This is a genomic window from Microbacterium sp. NPDC076911, assembly GCF_040687125.1.
GTDB lineage: Bacteria > Actinomycetota > Actinomycetes > Actinomycetales > Microbacteriaceae > Microbacterium.
Genome location: NZ_JBFBMP010000006.1, coordinates 243,396 through 259,268 on the forward strand (window position 1 = coordinate 243,396; position 15,873 = coordinate 259,268).

17 protein-coding genes are annotated in these 15,873 nt (G+C 62.2%); 3 read left to right on the forward strand and 14 right to left on the reverse strand.

Features of this window, described 5'->3' with window-relative positions; genetic code table 11:
• Positions 1–71 precede the first annotated feature (71 nt).
• From AB0O81_RS11590 to AB0O81_RS11600, 3 genes are all read right to left on the reverse strand, one after another.
• On the reverse strand, positions 72–356 hold the full coding sequence (locus AB0O81_RS11590; RefSeq protein WP_363584398.1) for an ATPase: 285 nt from the start codon (positions 354–356) through the stop codon (positions 72–74).
• Positions 357–467: 111 nt separating this feature from the next.
• Positions 468–1,097, reverse strand: a complete 630-nt coding sequence (gene rpsD, locus AB0O81_RS11595) for a 30S ribosomal protein S4 (RefSeq protein WP_337337917.1) — start codon at positions 1,095–1,097, stop codon at positions 468–470.
• A gap of 188 nt (positions 1,098–1,285) precedes the next feature.
• Complete coding sequence (locus AB0O81_RS11600) at positions 1,286–2,635, reverse strand: replication-associated recombination protein A (RefSeq protein WP_363584401.1); 1,350 nt, start codon at positions 2,633–2,635, stop codon at positions 1,286–1,288.
• Between the two features lie 108 nt (positions 2,636–2,743).
• Between AB0O81_RS11600 and AB0O81_RS11605 the strand changes: the two genes are divergently transcribed.
• From AB0O81_RS11605 to AB0O81_RS11615, 3 genes are all read left to right on the forward strand, one after another.
• Positions 2,744–3,055, forward strand: a complete 312-nt coding sequence (locus AB0O81_RS11605) for a dioxygenase (protein ID WP_363584403.1) — start codon at positions 2,744–2,746, stop codon at positions 3,053–3,055.
• Positions 3,056–3,151: 96 nt separating this feature from the next.
• A complete protein-coding gene (locus AB0O81_RS11610) occupies positions 3,152–4,414 on the forward strand; it encodes a DUF349 domain-containing protein (protein WP_363584405.1) in 1,263 nt (420 codons plus the stop codon).
• Between the two features lie 76 nt (positions 4,415–4,490).
• On the forward strand, positions 4,491–5,039 hold the full coding sequence (locus tag AB0O81_RS11615; RefSeq protein WP_363584407.1) for a hypothetical protein: 549 nt from the start codon (positions 4,491–4,493) through the stop codon (positions 5,037–5,039).
• Here the strand turns inward: AB0O81_RS11615 and AB0O81_RS11620 are convergent.
• From AB0O81_RS11620 to pdxS, 11 genes are all read right to left on the reverse strand, one after another.
• Complete coding sequence (locus tag AB0O81_RS11620; RefSeq protein WP_363584409.1) at positions 5,026–7,275, reverse strand: bifunctional (p)ppGpp synthetase/guanosine-3',5'-bis(diphosphate) 3'-pyrophosphohydrolase; 2,250 nt, start codon at positions 7,273–7,275, stop codon at positions 5,026–5,028. The two genes, AB0O81_RS11615 and AB0O81_RS11620, sit on opposite strands and share 14 nt — an antisense overlap.
• 58 nt (positions 7,276–7,333) lie before the next feature.
• Positions 7,334–8,323, reverse strand: a complete 990-nt coding sequence (gene secF, locus AB0O81_RS11625) for a protein translocase subunit SecF (protein ID WP_363584411.1) — start codon at positions 8,321–8,323, stop codon at positions 7,334–7,336.
• Positions 8,323–10,056: a protein translocase subunit SecD gene (gene secD / locus AB0O81_RS11630; protein ID WP_363584413.1), complete on the reverse strand. Its 1,734-nt coding sequence runs from the start codon at positions 10,054–10,056 to the stop codon at positions 8,323–8,325. The genes secF and secD overlap by 1 nt, the downstream gene beginning before the upstream one ends.
• 39 nt (positions 10,057–10,095) lie before the next feature.
• Complete coding sequence (locus AB0O81_RS11635; RefSeq protein WP_363584415.1) at positions 10,096–10,551, reverse strand: preprotein translocase subunit YajC; 456 nt, start codon at positions 10,549–10,551, stop codon at positions 10,096–10,098.
• A gap of 80 nt (positions 10,552–10,631) precedes the next feature.
• A complete protein-coding gene (ruvB, locus tag AB0O81_RS11640; protein WP_363584417.1) occupies positions 10,632–11,660 on the reverse strand; it encodes a Holliday junction branch migration DNA helicase RuvB in 1,029 nt (342 codons plus the stop codon).
• On the reverse strand, positions 11,653–12,276 hold the full coding sequence (gene ruvA, locus AB0O81_RS11645) for a Holliday junction branch migration protein RuvA (RefSeq protein ID WP_363584419.1): 624 nt from the start codon (positions 12,274–12,276) through the stop codon (positions 11,653–11,655). The genes ruvB and ruvA overlap by 8 nt, the downstream gene beginning before the upstream one ends.
• Positions 12,277–12,322: 46 nt before the next feature.
• Entirely contained in the window at positions 12,323–12,895 is a 573-nt protein-coding gene (gene ruvC, locus AB0O81_RS11650; protein ID WP_363584550.1) for a crossover junction endodeoxyribonuclease RuvC, read from the reverse strand.
• Positions 12,896–12,954: 59 nt separating this feature from the next.
• Positions 12,955–13,719 carry a YebC/PmpR family DNA-binding transcriptional regulator gene (locus tag AB0O81_RS11655; RefSeq protein WP_363584421.1) on the reverse strand — a complete coding sequence of 255 codons (765 nt, stop codon included), beginning with the start codon at positions 13,717–13,719 and terminating at the stop codon, positions 12,955–12,957.
• Positions 13,720–13,791: 72 nt separating this feature from the next.
• Positions 13,792–14,334, reverse strand: a complete 543-nt coding sequence (locus tag AB0O81_RS11660; RefSeq protein ID WP_363584423.1) for a DUF1697 domain-containing protein — start codon at positions 14,332–14,334, stop codon at positions 13,792–13,794.
• Entirely contained in the window at positions 14,331–14,927 is a 597-nt protein-coding gene (gene pdxT / locus AB0O81_RS11665; RefSeq protein ID WP_363584425.1) for a pyridoxal 5'-phosphate synthase glutaminase subunit PdxT, read from the reverse strand. The genes AB0O81_RS11660 and pdxT overlap by 4 nt, the downstream gene beginning before the upstream one ends.
• Before the next feature lie 4 nt (positions 14,928–14,931).
• A complete protein-coding gene (gene pdxS, locus AB0O81_RS11670) occupies positions 14,932–15,825 on the reverse strand; it encodes a pyridoxal 5'-phosphate synthase lyase subunit PdxS (RefSeq protein WP_363584427.1) in 894 nt (297 codons plus the stop codon).
• Between the last annotated feature and the right edge of the window lie 48 nt (positions 15,826–15,873).

Sequence of the window (15,873 nt, forward strand, 5' to 3'; positions counted from 1 at the left end):
CGGGGTCCTCGTCGTTCAGCGCGCCAGAGACGGTCCCTGTGGGGACACTGGCGCAAAGGTCGGGCAGTGTGTCAGTCGCGGGTCTTGTCGACGATCGCGGCCGCGGAATCGGCGGCGTCGGATGCCGCCGCGAGGGCAGCTTCAGCGCCCGCAGCCGCAGCATCTTTCACATCGTCTACGAGCCCAGAGAAGCGGGATTCTTGTTCACGGTAGGCGTCGCTCATGCGATCGGTGAACTCGGTGATACGAGCGTCAACGTCGGTGAGGACCTCGTGGCCACGGGGGTCTTTGTCGATCAGATGCGCCAAGACGAACCCACCAACGACGCCCGTCAGGAACCACAGCAGCTTTCTCATGTCACCACTCTCTCGTGGGCCGCACATGCGCGGCCTCCCCCATCGTAGGCGGAAACGATGAAGGGTGCCGGGATTCCCCGGCACCCTTCTCGCTACAGCTTGCTGTTTTGTTTAGCGCGCTGCGTAGTACTCAACGACGAGCTGAACGTCGCATACGACCGGAACCTCGGCGCGCTTCGGGCGACGCTCGAGGCGTGCCTGCAGCTTGTCGAGCTCAACCTCGAGGTAGCCGGGAACGGGAGGCAGAACCTCGGCGTGACCGCCGGCTGCTGCAACCTGGAAGGGCTCGGTGCCCTCGCTCTTGGCCTTGACGTGGATGGTCTGTCCCGGCTTGACGCGGAACGAGGGGCGGTCTACGGGCTGGCCGTCGACGAGAATGTGGCGGTGCACAACCAGCTGGCGTGCCTGCGCGGTGGTGCGGGCAAAACCCGAACGAAGCACAAGAGCGTCCAGACGCATTTCGAGCAGCTCGACCAGGTTCTCACCGGTCAGGCCGTCCTTGCGGCGGGCTTCGTTGAACGTGTTGCGCATCTGCTTCTCGCGAATGCCGTACTGCTCGCGCAAGCGCTGCTTCTCGCGCAGACGAACGGCGTAGTCGCTGTCCTGCTTGCGCTTGGTGCGGCCGTGCTCACCCGGAGCGTAGGGACGCTTTTCGAGGTAGCGAGCAGCCTTGGGGGTCAGCGCAATACCGAGTGCGCGTGAGAGGCGGACCTTGCGGCGGTCCTGGGACTTCGTGGTCACGAAGATGTCCTTCCGATGACGTGGCCGCGTCTTTCGCAGCTCACGGACGTATCGCCCATTCCCGCCATTCGGCGCGCACGTCGGGGCGAACCGGTGGTTTTGTGGGGAGTGGGGATGCCCGAAAACTGTGTTTCGAGCCGGTCAACCTTATCAGAGAAGCACAGAGAGATTTCTGAGTGGATGCCGCGTCACTGTCCGTCCGACAGGATTCGCCGAATTTTCTCGAGGCGGGCTTGCACATCGCGCTCAGCGCCGTGGTTCGTCGGCTGGTAGTAGTGCTTGCCTACGAGCTCGTCTGGCAAGTATTGCTGAGCCACGACGCCGATTTCAGAATCATGGGGGTATCGATAGCCCTTACCGTGTCCAAGCCGCTTCGCTCCGGCGTAGTGCGCGTCTCGAAGCGGCACGGGCACACGGCCGAATCCACCGGCACGTACGTCAGCGATAGCCGCGTCAATCGCTACGTAAGCGGCGTTGGACTTGGCAGTCGTCGCGAGATAGGCGGTCGCTTCCGCGAGTGGAATGCGCCCTTCGGGCATACCGATGAATTGCACGGCATCGGCGGCAGCCACCGCGATCGTGAGCGCCTGTGGGTCAGCGAGGCCGATATCTTCGGCTGCCGAGACTATGAGACGCCGAGAGATGAATCGAGGGTCCTCCCCCGCTTCGATCATGCGAGCTAGGTAGTGAATTGACGCATCCACATCAGACCCGCGGATCGACTTGATAAACGCACTGATCACGTCATAGTGCTCGTCGCCCTGGCGGTCGTAGCGCAACAACGCCCGATCGACCGCCAAGGACACATGCTCCGCGGTAATCACCGGCGTGCTCTCGGACGTGTCAGCGTCAGCGTCGCTGGCGGGTTCGGCCAGTGACGCAGCGGCTTCGAGTGATGTTAATGCGCGACGCGCATCACCCGACGCAAGCTGTACTAGCGCCGCGCGCGCGGCAGGCTCAAGGGTTGCGGCATCGGCGAGCCCCCGAGGGTCTGACACGGCGCGATCGAGCAGCGTTGCGATGTCTTCATCGGTCAGCGGCTGCAGCGTGAGCAAGAGGGAGCGCGAGAGCAACGGTGAGATCACCGAGAATGACGGATTCTCTGTCGTAGCGGCGATAAGAACGACCCAGCCGTTTTCCACTCCCGGGAGCAAGGCGTCTTGTTGCGCTTTTGTGAAGCGATGAATCTCGTCGAGGAACAGAATCGTTGACTGGTCGTAGAGATCACGTTGGGTCAGCGCCTCTTGCATCACCTCTCGCACGTCTCGCACGCCCGCGGTGACTGCCGACAGTTCAACGAAACGCCGACCTGAAGTTCGTGCGATTGCTTGAGCCAAGGTGGTTTTGCCTGTGCCGGGCGGGCCCCACAAGATGACAGAGGTGCCCGCTCTGGTGGCTGCGCCTGGATCGGCGAGGGCTACCAGAGGCGAGCCTCTTCGCAACAAGTGGCCTTGCCCAGCCACCTCGCTGAGGGAGGTAGGACGCATGCGCACCGCGAGGGGGGTCTGCCCCTGGAAGAGTGCGCTAGGAGTGGTCACGTCTCCAGGCTAATGCGCGAGCTGGCTGTGTTCGGCGGTTTGGTTGTCGGTGAAGCCGCGCCGTAGGATCAACCCGGCCCGGGCATCGTCCCGGAGCGAGGAGGTCCCGTGGCCGCTGGTGGCAAGGATCGCGAAACACGCGAGTCCCGTGAACGTGCGCGTCGGTATGTGGCGCGCCAGCAGTATCAGGCGGGTCTCAGCACGCGCCGCACGCGCGACAATGTGATTGCGGCTGTGGTTGGCGGCTTGATCATCGTCGCCGCGTTCGTCGCTCAGTCGCTGTATTTCACGTCGGGACCTGGCGCACCTGAACCGGTGCCCACTCCTGCACTCACCTCGACCCCCACGCCCGCGGTCGAGCCCACAGCGGAGCCGTCTGCAAGCCTCGAGCCAGAAGCAACCGAGACTCCCGAGCCGTAACGACTAGTGAAACTCCCGTAGAAGCGGTCCCGGCGTACTAGGCTTGGGAGCCGTCCATCCCCCACAGGCGGCGTATGCCGCGATGAGGTGCATTCCGTGACTGCCGCAGCAGATTCAACTCCCGATCCGACAACAAGCGAGCCCTGGGGCCGCGTCGACGACGACGGTACGGTTTCCGTGCGCGAAGCCGACGGATGGCGGGTCGTGGGCCAATACCCCGACGGCTCCCCCGAAGAGGCACTCGGATACTTCGAACGGAAGTATGCCGACCTGGCCAGCGAAGTCGGACTGCTCGAGGTGAGGCACCGTCGCGCGGGAGCGTCTGCCGCAGACTTGCGTGGCGCGGCCCGCACCGTCAGTGGCAAGCTCAAGGACGCCGCGGCTGTGGGAGACCTCGCAGCCTTGGAAGCGCGAGTGGCTGCCCTCAACGTGCAGTTGGCCGCAGAGTCTGAGACCGAGGCCGTCGCTGCCCGCGAGGCCGTCGACAACGCAGTCGCCCTGCGTACGGCGCTGGTCGAGAGAGCTGAGGCTCTCGCCGCTCGTGACCCCAAGACTGTGCAGTGGAAGCAAGCCTCCGCTGAGCTCGCCGAGATGTTCGACCAGTGGCAAGCTCAGCAGCAGAACGGTCCACGCTTGCCGAAGTCGACGGCTCAGCAGCTATGGAAGCGTTTTCGCGATGCTCGTGCCACAGTCGACAAGCACCGCCGCGAGTTCTACGCCGAGCTTGACAGCGCCCACAAGGTTGTTCGCGACCAGAAGACTCGACTCGTAGAGAAGGCTGAAGCGCTCGCGCCAAAGGGCGAAGACGGAATCGCCTCATACCGGGAGCTTCTCGACCAGTGGAAGAGCGCAGGCCGCGCGGGCAAAAAGGTAGATGACGCGCTCTGGGCCAGGTTCAAAGCCGCCGGTGACGCGCTCTATGGCGCGCGCATTGAGCGCGAAGCGGCCGAGAATGAGGCCTCAGTCGAGAAGATTGCCGCCAAGCGCGAGCTTCTTGAGGAAGCCAAGGCTGTCGCGGACGAACGCGTGATCGCCAAGGCTCGCACCCTGCTGACCAGTATTCAACGCCGTTGGGACGAGATCGGACGCATCTTCCCGCGCGATACTGAACGCGGACTCGACGACAGTTTGCGCAAGATCGAGACGGCGTTGCGCACGCGTGAGGACGCAGACTGGAAGAGCAACAACCCCGAAACTAAGGCGCGCGCCAACGACATGACCCGCCAGCTCACCGACGCAATCGAAAAGCTTGAAGAAGAGCTTGAAGCTGCGAAGAGATCTGGCGACAAGCGTGCAATCGCGGACGCCAATGATGCGCTCGAAGCTCGGCGCACCTGGTTGAAGGCACTGGGGGGCTAGGTGACGCGGCGGGCGATCTGTCCACAGATCGCCCCGCAAGCGCTTCTCGGAGCCGCTCGTCAGGCACGATGCCGGTATGTCATCGCCGTTTCTTTACTTTCCTGATGATCGCTTGTCTCTTGCCGAGCTAACGGCGGCCTGCCTGGACGGAGACCTCGTCGATCTCGGGCCGGCTTTCATGCCTGCGGATGCCGTTGAGACCACGGCGATGCGTGCGGGATCGATGCGATTGTTGCTTGGTGATTCGTTGGCGGCGACGCACTTGAGCGCCGCATGGATTTATGGGACGCGTTACAATCCACCTCTTCGCCACAACGTGCAACGGGCGGTTTCGCAGCGGCGCAACCGGCTTCCTGCGCGGAGCGTGATCTACCGAGACGTGCAGCTGCCCAGATCCGACCTGCAGCGCATCGGTGGAGTGTGGGTCACCTCGCCCGCGCGCACGGTCGGAGATCTCGCTCGTACGCGCGATGAAGAGTACCGAGCTGCCGCCATGCAGATGGTCGCAGGTGACCTTCCGCTGCTACAGAGGAGTATCTCCCAGTTGGAGGCGAGCACATTGCCGTACAAGCACGATGCGCTCGCGCTCTTGAGTCAGCAAGAACCTCCGGCTAAGAGGACTTGACTCGATACACGTCGTAGACAGCGTCGATCCGACGCACAGCGTTCAGGACTCGGTCGAGGTGCACGATGTCGCCCATCTCGAAAACGAACTTGCTGATTGCGAGCTGATTCTTCGACGTGGCGACCGTAGCCGAGAGGATGTTCACATGGTGCTCGCTGAGCACGCGCGTGACGTCGCTGAGCAATCCCGAACGATCGAGAGCTTCCACTTGGATCTGCACCATGAAGATGCTCTTCGTCGAGGGCGCCCACTCGACGTCGATCATTCGCTCTGGCTCGTCGCGTAGCGCGCTGACGTTGGTGCAGTCGTCACGATGCACTGACACTCCGCTCCCCCGCGTGACAAAGCCGAGAATCGCGTCGCCAGGAACCGGGGTGCAGCACTTCGCCAATTTGACGAGAATGTCGGGGGCCCCACGAACAAGCACTCCCGAATCGCCTGTGCGAGGTTGGCGAGCACGGCCGAGGGGAAGGTCGATGGGTCCGGTGTTGGTGTCTTCTTCGGCGCTCACCAGCGCAGTGACCTTTTCAATCACCGACTGGGTCGAAATGTGCCCTTCGCCTACGGCGGCGTAGAGGGCGGAGACGTCTTCGAACCGGAGCTGGCGGGCTACTTCGGTGAACGAATCCTGACTCATGAGGCGTTGTAAAGGAAGGTTCTGACGCCTCATTGCCCGAGCAATGCCCTCTTTGCCCTGCTCTACAGCCTCTTCACGGCGCTCCTTGGTGAACCAGCCGCGAATCTTGCTGCGCGCCCGCGTACTCTTCACGAAGCTCAGCCAGTCTTGACTAGGACTCGCGTCAGGGTTCTTCGAGGTGAATACCTCGACGACGTCGCCGCTCTTCAGCTCAGACTCCAGAGGAACCAGCCGTCCATTGACCTTGGCACCCATCGTGCGATGGCCCACTTCGGTGTGCACGGCATACGCGAAGTCGACAGGAGTTGCTCCCGCGGGAAGACCGATCACACGCCCCTTGGGGGTGAACACGTAGACCTCTTTGGCTCCGATTTCGAATCTGAGCGAATCGAGGAACTCACCCGGATCGGCGGTCTCGGCCTGCCAATCCGAGATATGTGCCAACCAGGCCATGTCGGTGTCGTTCGCCTTGACATCGAACTTGCCGCCAGCAATCTGCTCTTTGTATTTCCAGTGTGCCGCAACGCCGTACTCGGCCTGCTGATGCATCTCGTGGGTGCGAATCTGGATCTCCACGGTGCGACCGCCGGGGCCGATCACGGTGGTGTGCAGAGACTGGTAGAGATTGAACTTAGGCGTGGCGATGTAGTCCTTAAACCGGCCCGGTAGCGGCGTCCAACGGGCGTGAATTGAGCCCAGCACCGCGTAACAATCGCGCACGCTGCCCACCAGGATGCGAATGCCGATCAGATCGTAGATGTCGTCGAACTCGCGGCCGCGCACGACCATCTTCTGGTACACCGAGTACAGCTGTTTGGGACGGCCCATGACTCGTCCGCGAATGCGCAATTCGCGCAGGTCGGAATCAACGGCGTTGATGACGTTCTGCACATATTGCTCTCGCTGTGGAGTGCGCTGAGTCACCAAGCTGTCAATTTCGGCAAAGATCTTCGGGTGCAGCACGGCGAAAGAAAGATCCTCGAGTTCAGACTTGATTGCCTGGATGCCGAGACGGTGCGCGAGCGGCGCGAAGATTTCGAGTGTCTCAGTGGCCTTCTTCGCTGCTTTTTCTGGGGGGACGAAACCCCAGGTGCGCGCGTTGTGAAGCCGATCGGCAAGCTTGATCAACAGAACGCGAATGTCCCTTGACATCGCCACGATCATCTTGCGAACGGTCTCGGCCTGTGCGGAGTCGCCGTATTTGACCTTGTCAAGCTTCGTCACGCCATCGACGAGCATCGCGACTTCGTCACCGAACTCTGCCGTCAGCTCATCTAGGCCGTATGACGTGTCTTCGACCGTATCGTGCAGCAGGGCTGCCGCAATCGCTTTCGGGCCCAGCCCGAGGTCTGCGAGAATCTGTGCCACTGCGAGAGGGTGGGTGATGTAGGGCTCGCCGCTCTGGCGCTTTTGCCCGGTATGGGCTCGCTCGGCGACCGAGTAGGCGCGCTCGATGATCGAAAGGTCGCCCTTGGGATGGTGCGTACGCACCGTGCGCAGTAGCTGTTCAACGTCGTCTCTGCGCGCGGATCGCGAAAAAATGCGCGGGACGAGACGACGCAGCGACGAGGGAGGCGCAGGAGGAGACGTCTCTGCCACTAGATCTCCCCCCTCTGCCGAGTGTCACAATCCTATGCCCGCCTGACGGCGGAGAAATTCATGCGGACGTGACGGCAAGCTCTCGTGCTGCAACGATGCGTGCATCACGTTCTTTGAGCGTGGGCTCATTCTCACGGAACAACGAATACAGCGGCGCTGCGACGAAGAGCGTCGAGTAGGCCGCAACGATCGTGCCGACGAAGATCGACAGCGACAGGTCGGTGAGTGTTTCGGCACCGAGCCAGAGCGCACCGATGAACAGAATTGCTCCGGTGGGCAGAATCGCGACAACCGTCGTGTTGATGGATCGGATCAGCGTCTGGTTCACCGCAAGGTTCACGGACTCGCCGAATGTGCGGCCAGACACTTCACCGTCTTCGCTGGTGTTTTCTCGAATCTTGTCGAATACAACGGTTGTGTCGTACAAGGCATACGACAAGATCGTCAGGAAGCCGATGACGGCTGCGGGAGAGATCTCGAAGCCAAACAGCGCGTAGACGCCGACCGTGATCACCAATACGTCAACCAGCCCGATGATGGCCGAGACCGACATCTTCCACGTGCGGAAATACAGCGCCAAGATGGCGAACGTAAGCGCGAGGAAGATCGCCAGACCCCACAGGGACTGGCGCGTGACGTCGGCACCCCAGCTGGGCCCGATGAACGAGTAGCTCACCTCAGCGAGGGGAACGTCGTACGCGGTCGCAAGCGCGTCGCTGACTTCGCTGCTGTCGTCTGCCGTCAGCTGATCGGTCTGCACACGCACAGCATCTTCACCGATGACGACAACCTTTGTGGTTGCATCGGGAACGACAGACCGCACGGCGTCGGTGGCCAACTGCTGATCGGGGGCTGCCACGCTGTTGACGGTGAACTGCGATCCACCCGTGAACTCGATTGAGAACTGAATCGGGCGGAACAGCGGCACAAGTGCTGCCGCGATCACGAGGATTGCTGCGATCAGAAACCACAGCCGGCGTCGCCCGACGAACGGGAACGATGCTTTTCCGGTGTAAAGATCATTACCGAGCTGACCCATGGAACGCATCAGTTGCCTCCCTCGTTGCCGGTCGTGCCGGGTTTGGTCTTGTTTGATGCCGCCGCGACTTCCGCCTGCTTGCGTTCCGCGATGGTCTGGCGGCGAACTGCTTCGCCGCGCGATTTAGCGGCCCGCTTGCCTGACTGTGTGGTGGCTGCGGCAGCCGCCGGTTCACGGAACTGTGCTCGCCCTCGATAGACGGCTCCAAGGGCGGTCGGGTCGAGGCCGGACAGCGGATGGCCGCCACCGAAGAATCTGGTGCGAGCAAGAAGCTGCATCACAGGGTGGGTGAACATGATGAAGATGAACACGTCGATAGCGGTCGTGAGCCCGAGGGTGAACGCGAAGCCCTTCACTGTCGAATCAGCGAGAAGATACAGAACGACGGCCGCAAGCACGTTGATGGACTTGGAGATGTAGATGGTGCGCTTTGCCCGGCCCCAGCCATCTTCCACGGCCGCGGTGATCGACTTGCCGTCTCGTAGTTCATCTCGGATGCGTTCGAAGTAGACGATGAACGAGTCGGCGGTGAAACCGATCGTCACGATCAAACCTGCGACGCCAGCGAGCGAGAGCCGGAAGCCGATTCGCCACGCAAGAATCGCCAGGGCGAGATAGGTCAGAATTCCCATCACCACAAGGGAGGCGATGATCACGGTGCCGAGCGCGCGATAAACAATCAGCGAGTAGACGGCAACCAGAATGAGGCCGATAAGTCCGGCGATCAACCCAATCTGCAGTTGCTGTGAACCCAGCGTGGCAGAGATCGTGTCGGAGCTCACCACCTGGAAGCTCAGCGGCAGCGCACCGTACTTGAGCTGGTCGGCAAGAACTTGAGCTGTCTCCTGCGTGAAGCTTCCGGTGATGCTGGGCTTGCCGTCGAGAATGATGCCGTTCATCGACGGTGCCGAGAGCACCGTACCGTCCAAAACGAACGCGAACTGATTGAGCGGTGCTTCTGCGCCATAGAGGCGCTGGCTGATCTCGCCGAACGTCTGCGTGCCTTCGCTGTCGAAGGTCAGGTTGACCGACCACAGACCGTTCGTCTGCTGAAGGCCGAACGTCGCGTCGTCGATCGATGAACCGTCGAGCTCTACCGGGCCGAGAATGTACTTGTAGAGGCCATCCACGTCGCAGGTGATGAGGGGCTCATCGACAGGCTCAGAAGCGGGGTCGTTGTTGGGATCGGCACAGTCGTAGGAGAGGAACTCTGCCTGAAGCGCAGGCGTTATCCAGTTCAGGTCACTGCCGCTGGTTGGTGCGACGGTCGGTGTCGCTTCGAGCGTGGGTTCTGGTGTTGGGAACGGCGTCTCGAGGCCGTCTTCGCCCACGTAGCTGGTCACGGGCGAACCGGTGTACAGCACGGCCCGCAACTGAAGCTGCGCCGATGCTTCGATGCGTGCACGAGTCTCATCGTCGGCTGCGCCGGGAATCTGCACCACGATCTGGTTGCCGGACTGCGTGGTCACGTCGGCCTCGCCGACGCCCGAGGCGTCGACACGCTGGCGAATGATCGTCACAGCCTGCTGCATCTGCTCGGACGAAGGATCGGCGCCGTCTTCCGTTTGCGCCTCAAGGACGATTTGCGTTCCGCCTTGAAGATCGAGCGCCAGCTCGGGGGTCCACGAGCTCTCTTCGAACCCCCAGACGCCGAGGGCGTTGATGCCGAAGAGAACGGCAATGGTCACGAGAAGTCCGGTCAGCGCGCGCCAGGCATGCCGGACGGGAGTAGAAGTCGCCACGAGGGTCAGCTTTCTGCAAGTACCCCGAAGGGCGGTCGGTCAGGCCTGGGGCTTCGTTCCGGCGTCAGAGTCCGGTTCGCTGGAGTCGCGCACCGTTCCCGTCGTGTCGTCAGCGGCCAGATCGATTCGTTCGTGTGAGCCGTCAGCGTAGCCTGCGACGGTTTCGTCGACCTCAACGAGCTCATCGTCGTCGGCGGTCTCTTCGATGTCTGACACAACGCGCAGGATTGCCTGGCTGTGTACCTCGATTTCGACGCCCGGGGCGATCTCCACGATTGCGGGCTGGTCGAGGTTCTCGGCATCAAAAGTGACGATGGTGCCGTAGAGGCCGCCCTGCATGAGCACCTTCGCGCCCGGAATGGTCTGACGAGCCTTCTGCTCCTGTTCGGTCTTCTGCTTCTGCATGCGTCGACGCGAACTCCAGAACATGAAGACGAGCAACGCGCCCAAAAGCAGAATCAGGCCGTACTGTTCGAAGAATGTCGCGAGATCCATGGAGGAGGAAGAGCCTTTCGGTTCAGACACGCGCCGAGCGGCACTGCCAGGTATTCGGGGGCAAGAGATGCCCTCAGCGATTATAGGTCATTGAAGCGCAGCACCGATTCGGGACTGGGTAGTCCAAGGTGCTCGTACGCCTCCGGCATGGCAATGCGGCCACGGGGCGTGCGCCCGATAAACCCGATGCGCACGAGATACGGTTCCACCACTGATTCGATGGTTTCGCCTTCTTCTCCGACCGCGACCGCGAGCGTGCTGAGGCCGACTGGGCCGCCGCGGAAGCGGCGCACGAGACTGTCAAGCACAGCGCGGTCGAGCCGATCGAGGCCGATCGCGTCGACGTCATACAGATCGAGAGCTGCATCGACGATGCCCATCGTTGCTCCCTGATCTGAGCCATGAACGATGACGTAGTCGCGTACCCGCCGCAGCAGACGATTGGAGATTCGGGGAGTGCCGCGTGACCTCTTTGCAATCTCTGCGCGGGCGGCTCGAGGAAGTTGAACATCGAGCATCACGGCGGATCGTTCGATGACGCGTTCGAGCTCACTGGGTTCGTAGTACTCAAGATGAGCGGTGAAACCGAAGCGATCGCGGAGAGGGTTCGGCAGTAGCCCCGAACGAGTCGTCGCGCCGACAAGTGTGAACGGCGCAAGATCAAGCGGAATACTGGTTGCGCCCGCGCCCTTGCCGACCATGATGTCGATGCGAAAGTCTTCCATCGCGAGATACAGCATCTCTTCGGCAGAGCGAGCCATGCGATGGATCTCGTCGATGAACAGCACTTCACCCGGTGTGAGGCTCGACAGCAGCGCGGCGAGATCGCCGGCATGCTGAATGGCGGGTCCGCTTGACAGACGAAGCGGGCGCTCGCTCTCGTGAGCAACGATCATCGCCAGGGTGGTCTTGCCAAGCCCAGGGGGGCCGGAGAGAAGAATGTGATCGGCGGGGCGCTGTTGGATCTTCGCCGCATCCAAAAGCAACTGAAGCTGCCCGCGAACCTTCTGCTGGCCCACAAATTCGGCGAGCGACTGCGGGCGCAACGCACCCTCAACGGCGAGTTCGACCTCGTCTTCAGGTTCGGCCGTGTCTCGAAGGTCATCCATGCACGCCCTCCTTGCGGCTTGGGCCGAGCGCAGCGAGAGTCAGACGCAGCAGAGCGGGCACCGATTGCCGGTCGGCCGGGTCAGCATCCGGAATCACGCCCTCGAGAGCCTCAATGGCAACACGCTCGCTCCACCCGAGGCCAACAAGTGCTTGCACCACCTGTGGGGCGATCTCCGTTCGACCAGGTGCAGTATCTGTCGTCGCGGCGACGTCCGACACGGCAACCTTGCCCGCCAGTTGGACCACAATGAGCTTCGCTGTCTTTGGGCCGATGCCAGAGACGCGTCGAAAGGGTGCATCATCGTCGGCAGAAACAGCATCGGCGATCTGTGCGACCGATAGCGTCGCCAACACACCGAGAGCAGATTTCGGCCCCACGCCGGTGACGCCGAGCAGAAGCGTGAAGACGGCGAGATCATCGCGGCTGTCGAAGCCGAACAGCGAGAGGGAATCCTCGCGCACGATCAGAGTGGTGTGCAAAGCGATCTGGTCGCCAACATGGGTCTGGCGTGCAAGTTGAGCGGTCACGGCGACCGAAAGGCCGACCCCGCCGACCTCGACCACCACGGTGTCAGATTCGACATGCACCACGGCGCCACGAAGTGAAGAGATCATGAAACGAGCCTACGGAGAAGTTAGGACATTTGTTCGAGCGACACGCTTATCGTTTGGCCGAGCGTTCGGCATTGGCCCACGCTTGTTGTGCTGGGGTGAGTGATTGCGATGTTGCGCTGGGCCCCGCCGATCGCCACGCGTGGCAAAGTGCCAGCGCGAGCGCATCAGCGGCATCCGCGGGCTGCGGAATAGTGTCGAGGCGCAGAACACGCGCCACCATCGTCTGCACTTGGCGTTTGTCGGCAGCGCCGTACCCGGTGATCGCTGCCTTTACTTCGGTGGGGGTGTGGGTCGCGGCCCGCAGGCCACGCTCCCCCGCGACGAGAAGCGCGATGCCACTCGCCTGAGCGGTTCCGATCACGCTCTCACGATTGTGCTGCGCGAATACACGCTCGACCGCGATGACCTGAGGCGAGTGAGTATCAACGATCTCCCGCAGTCCCGCCGCAATGGTGGCCAAGCGTTGCTCGATGGCTGCGTCCGCATCCGATCGGATTACCCCGACGTGCACGAGTGTCGCGGAACGATCACGCGCAACATCCACGATTCCCACCCCGCACCGTGTCAGGCCGGGGTCGACGCCAAGCACTCTGAGGGTTCCCCTGCGCGGCGGTGTCATCACCCTCTCACGCTACGTGACCTCGGCTACCAAGGCCGCAAGGCGCGCACCAGTGAGGGCTACTCTTCGTGATCGGTCTCGAGTTCTGCCTGCACCTCGGCGGTGAGATCGAAGTTGCTGAACACGTTCTGCACGTCGTCGCTGTCTTCGAGAGAGTCGATCAGACGAAACACCTTTCGTGCGGTGTCGGCATCGATTTCGACCTTGAGGTTGGGAACGAACTCTACGTCTGCCGACTCGTAGTCGATTCCTGCTGCTTGCAGGGCGCTGCGCACCGCGACAAGATCTGTCGCCTCAGTAATGATCTCGAAACCCTGGGCGTGTGGCTCGACGTCATCGGCGCCTGCCTCGAGAGCGACGAGCATGACATCGTCTTCGGTGGTTCCGTCTTTCGACACGACGATCACGCCTTTGCGCGAGAAGTTGTAGGCAACGCTGCCGGGGTCGGCCAGAGTCGCACCGTTGCGGCTGAGTGCCGTGCGTACTTCTGCGGCGGCGCGGTTCTTGTTGTCGGTAAGACACTCGATCATCAGCGCCACGCCGTTGGGCCCATAGCCTTCGTAGACGATAGAGGTGTACTCGACGGCTTCACCGCCGATGCCCGCGCCACGCTTTACGGCACGGTCGATGTTGTCGTTGGGAACCGAGGTCTTCTTGGCCTTCTGAATCGCGTCATAGAGCGTGGGGTTGCCGGCGAGATCGGCGCCGCCCATCTTGGCCGCTACTTCGATGTTCTTGATCAGCTTGGCGAACGACTTGGCACGGCGGCTGTCGATGATCGCCTTCTTGTGCTTGGTCGTTGCCCACTTGGAATGCCCGGACATTGTGCTCCTGAAATCGCTTGCCGACGGGTCTGTCGTCGGCGACCCATTCTAAGACAGGCTATGCGATGACGCTCAGCCGACCACTTTTCGCAGGGTACGGAGGTTGCGATTGGTGGTGCGTGTGCGAAACGTTGGCTTCGCCAGGAGCTTGGCAAACGGAGTGTCTGTCGAATGGCCTTTGGCAGGGTTCCAATACACGACGCCTTGGCCGCCGACTACTGGATCAGTCGCAGCATCCAGATTCTGGCTCATGCCCACGAGCTCATCGCGGGTGGAGTTGTCGACGCAGAAGATCACCCAGGGCTGGCGGTGCGTAGCGGTCTCATCATAGGGAAAGCCGCTGATGGCGACCGCTGCCTCGTCGCGAGTGACCAGCACGATCCACGCGTCGTAGTCGAATGTCTCGCGCAGGGCAACCTCAATGCGGGCCTTGAGAGTGGCGCGTTCACTGACCGATTCGGACGCGGAGAATGTCACATTTCCACTCGCGAGCACAGTGCGCACATCGCCGAATCCGAGATCAGCAAACATCTCCGCGAGGGCGGCGCTGCGGATTGTGACCCCACCGACATTCACCCCGCGCAACAGCGCCACCCATGCGGTCTCGTCTGTCACGCCGCTGCTTTCACTCGGTCGAGGAACAGGCGGTGAAACCGGTACTCCCCCGTGACCTCGGGGTGAAACGCCGTCGCGAGCAGATTCCCCTGGCGCACCGCAACGATTCGCCCGTCATCAAGCTGCGCGATGCGCTCGACACCGGCGCCTGCTTCTTCGACGAGCGGTGCGCGAATGAACACTGCGTGCACGGGGCCGCCAGTCAGCACGGGCACATCCAGATCAACCTCGAATGAGTCGACCTGGCTGCCAAATGCGTTTCGGCGAACCTGAACGTTGAGGCCGCCGAACGTCTGCTGGCCATCGATGCCATCGCTGATCGAATCTGCCAGCATGATGAGGCCAGCGCAGGTGCCATACATGGGCATGCCAGCGGCGATCGCGGCTCTGATGGGTTCGCGCATTCCGAAGATGCGCGACAGCTTGTCGATGACGCTCGACTCTCCGCCGGGAATCACTAGGCCGTCAACGCCGTCGAGCTCCGCGGGGCGCCGCACCAGAGTGACGTCTGCGCCGATGTCCGTGAGCGCACGCGCGTGCTCACGGACATCGCCCTGCAGCGCAAGCACGCCGACTTTAGGGCGTGTCGACATTCCGTTACCAGCCGCGCTCGGCGAGCCGGTGTGGGGCGGGGAGGTCCGAAACGTTGATGCCCACCATTGCTTCGCCCAAGCCCCGCGATGCCTCGGCGATCACCTTGGCGTCGTCGAAGAATGTTGTTGCCTTGACGATGGCAGCGGCGCGCTCGGCAGGGTTTCCTGACTTGAAGATTCCCGACCCGACGAAGACGCCGTCAGCGCCCATCTGCATCATCATTGCGGCGTCCGCGGGCGTCGCGACGCCACCGGCTACGAAGAGCACGACGGGCAGCTTGCCGGTCTCGGCGACTTCGGCGACCAGTTCGTAGGGAGCCTGCAGTTCTTTGGCCGCCACGTAGAGCTCATCCTTCGTCATCGAGCGGAGCATGTTGATCTCCCCAGTGATCTTGCGGATGTGCTTGGTCGCCTCAGACACATCGCCGGTGCCTGCCTCGCCCTTAGAGCGAATCATGGCTGCGCCTTCGTTGATGCGGCGCAACGCTTCTCCGAGGTTCGTCGCACCGCAGACGAAAGGCACGGTGTAGCCCCACTTGTCGATGTGGTTGACGTAGTCGGCGGGCGAGAGCACTTCAGACTCATCGATGTAGTCGACGCCCAGCTCCTGCAAAATCTGAGCTTCGACGAAGTGGCCGATGCGAGCCTTAGCCATCACTGGGATCGACACCGAATCGATGATGCTGTCGATCATGTCGGGGTCGCTCATGCGTGAAACGCCGCCCTGCGCGCGAATGTCTGCGGGCACCCGTTCAAGAGCCATGACGGCCACGGCGCCCGCATCTTCAGCGATTTTGGCCTGTTCGGCGGTGACGACGTCCATGATGACGCCGCCCTTCAGCATTTCTGCGAGACCGCGCTTGACACGGTTGGATCCGGTTGAGGTTGCAGTGGTCACAGGGTTTCCTTCGGGACGGCGCGGCGCGCAGTGCTCCGCGATCGGGTC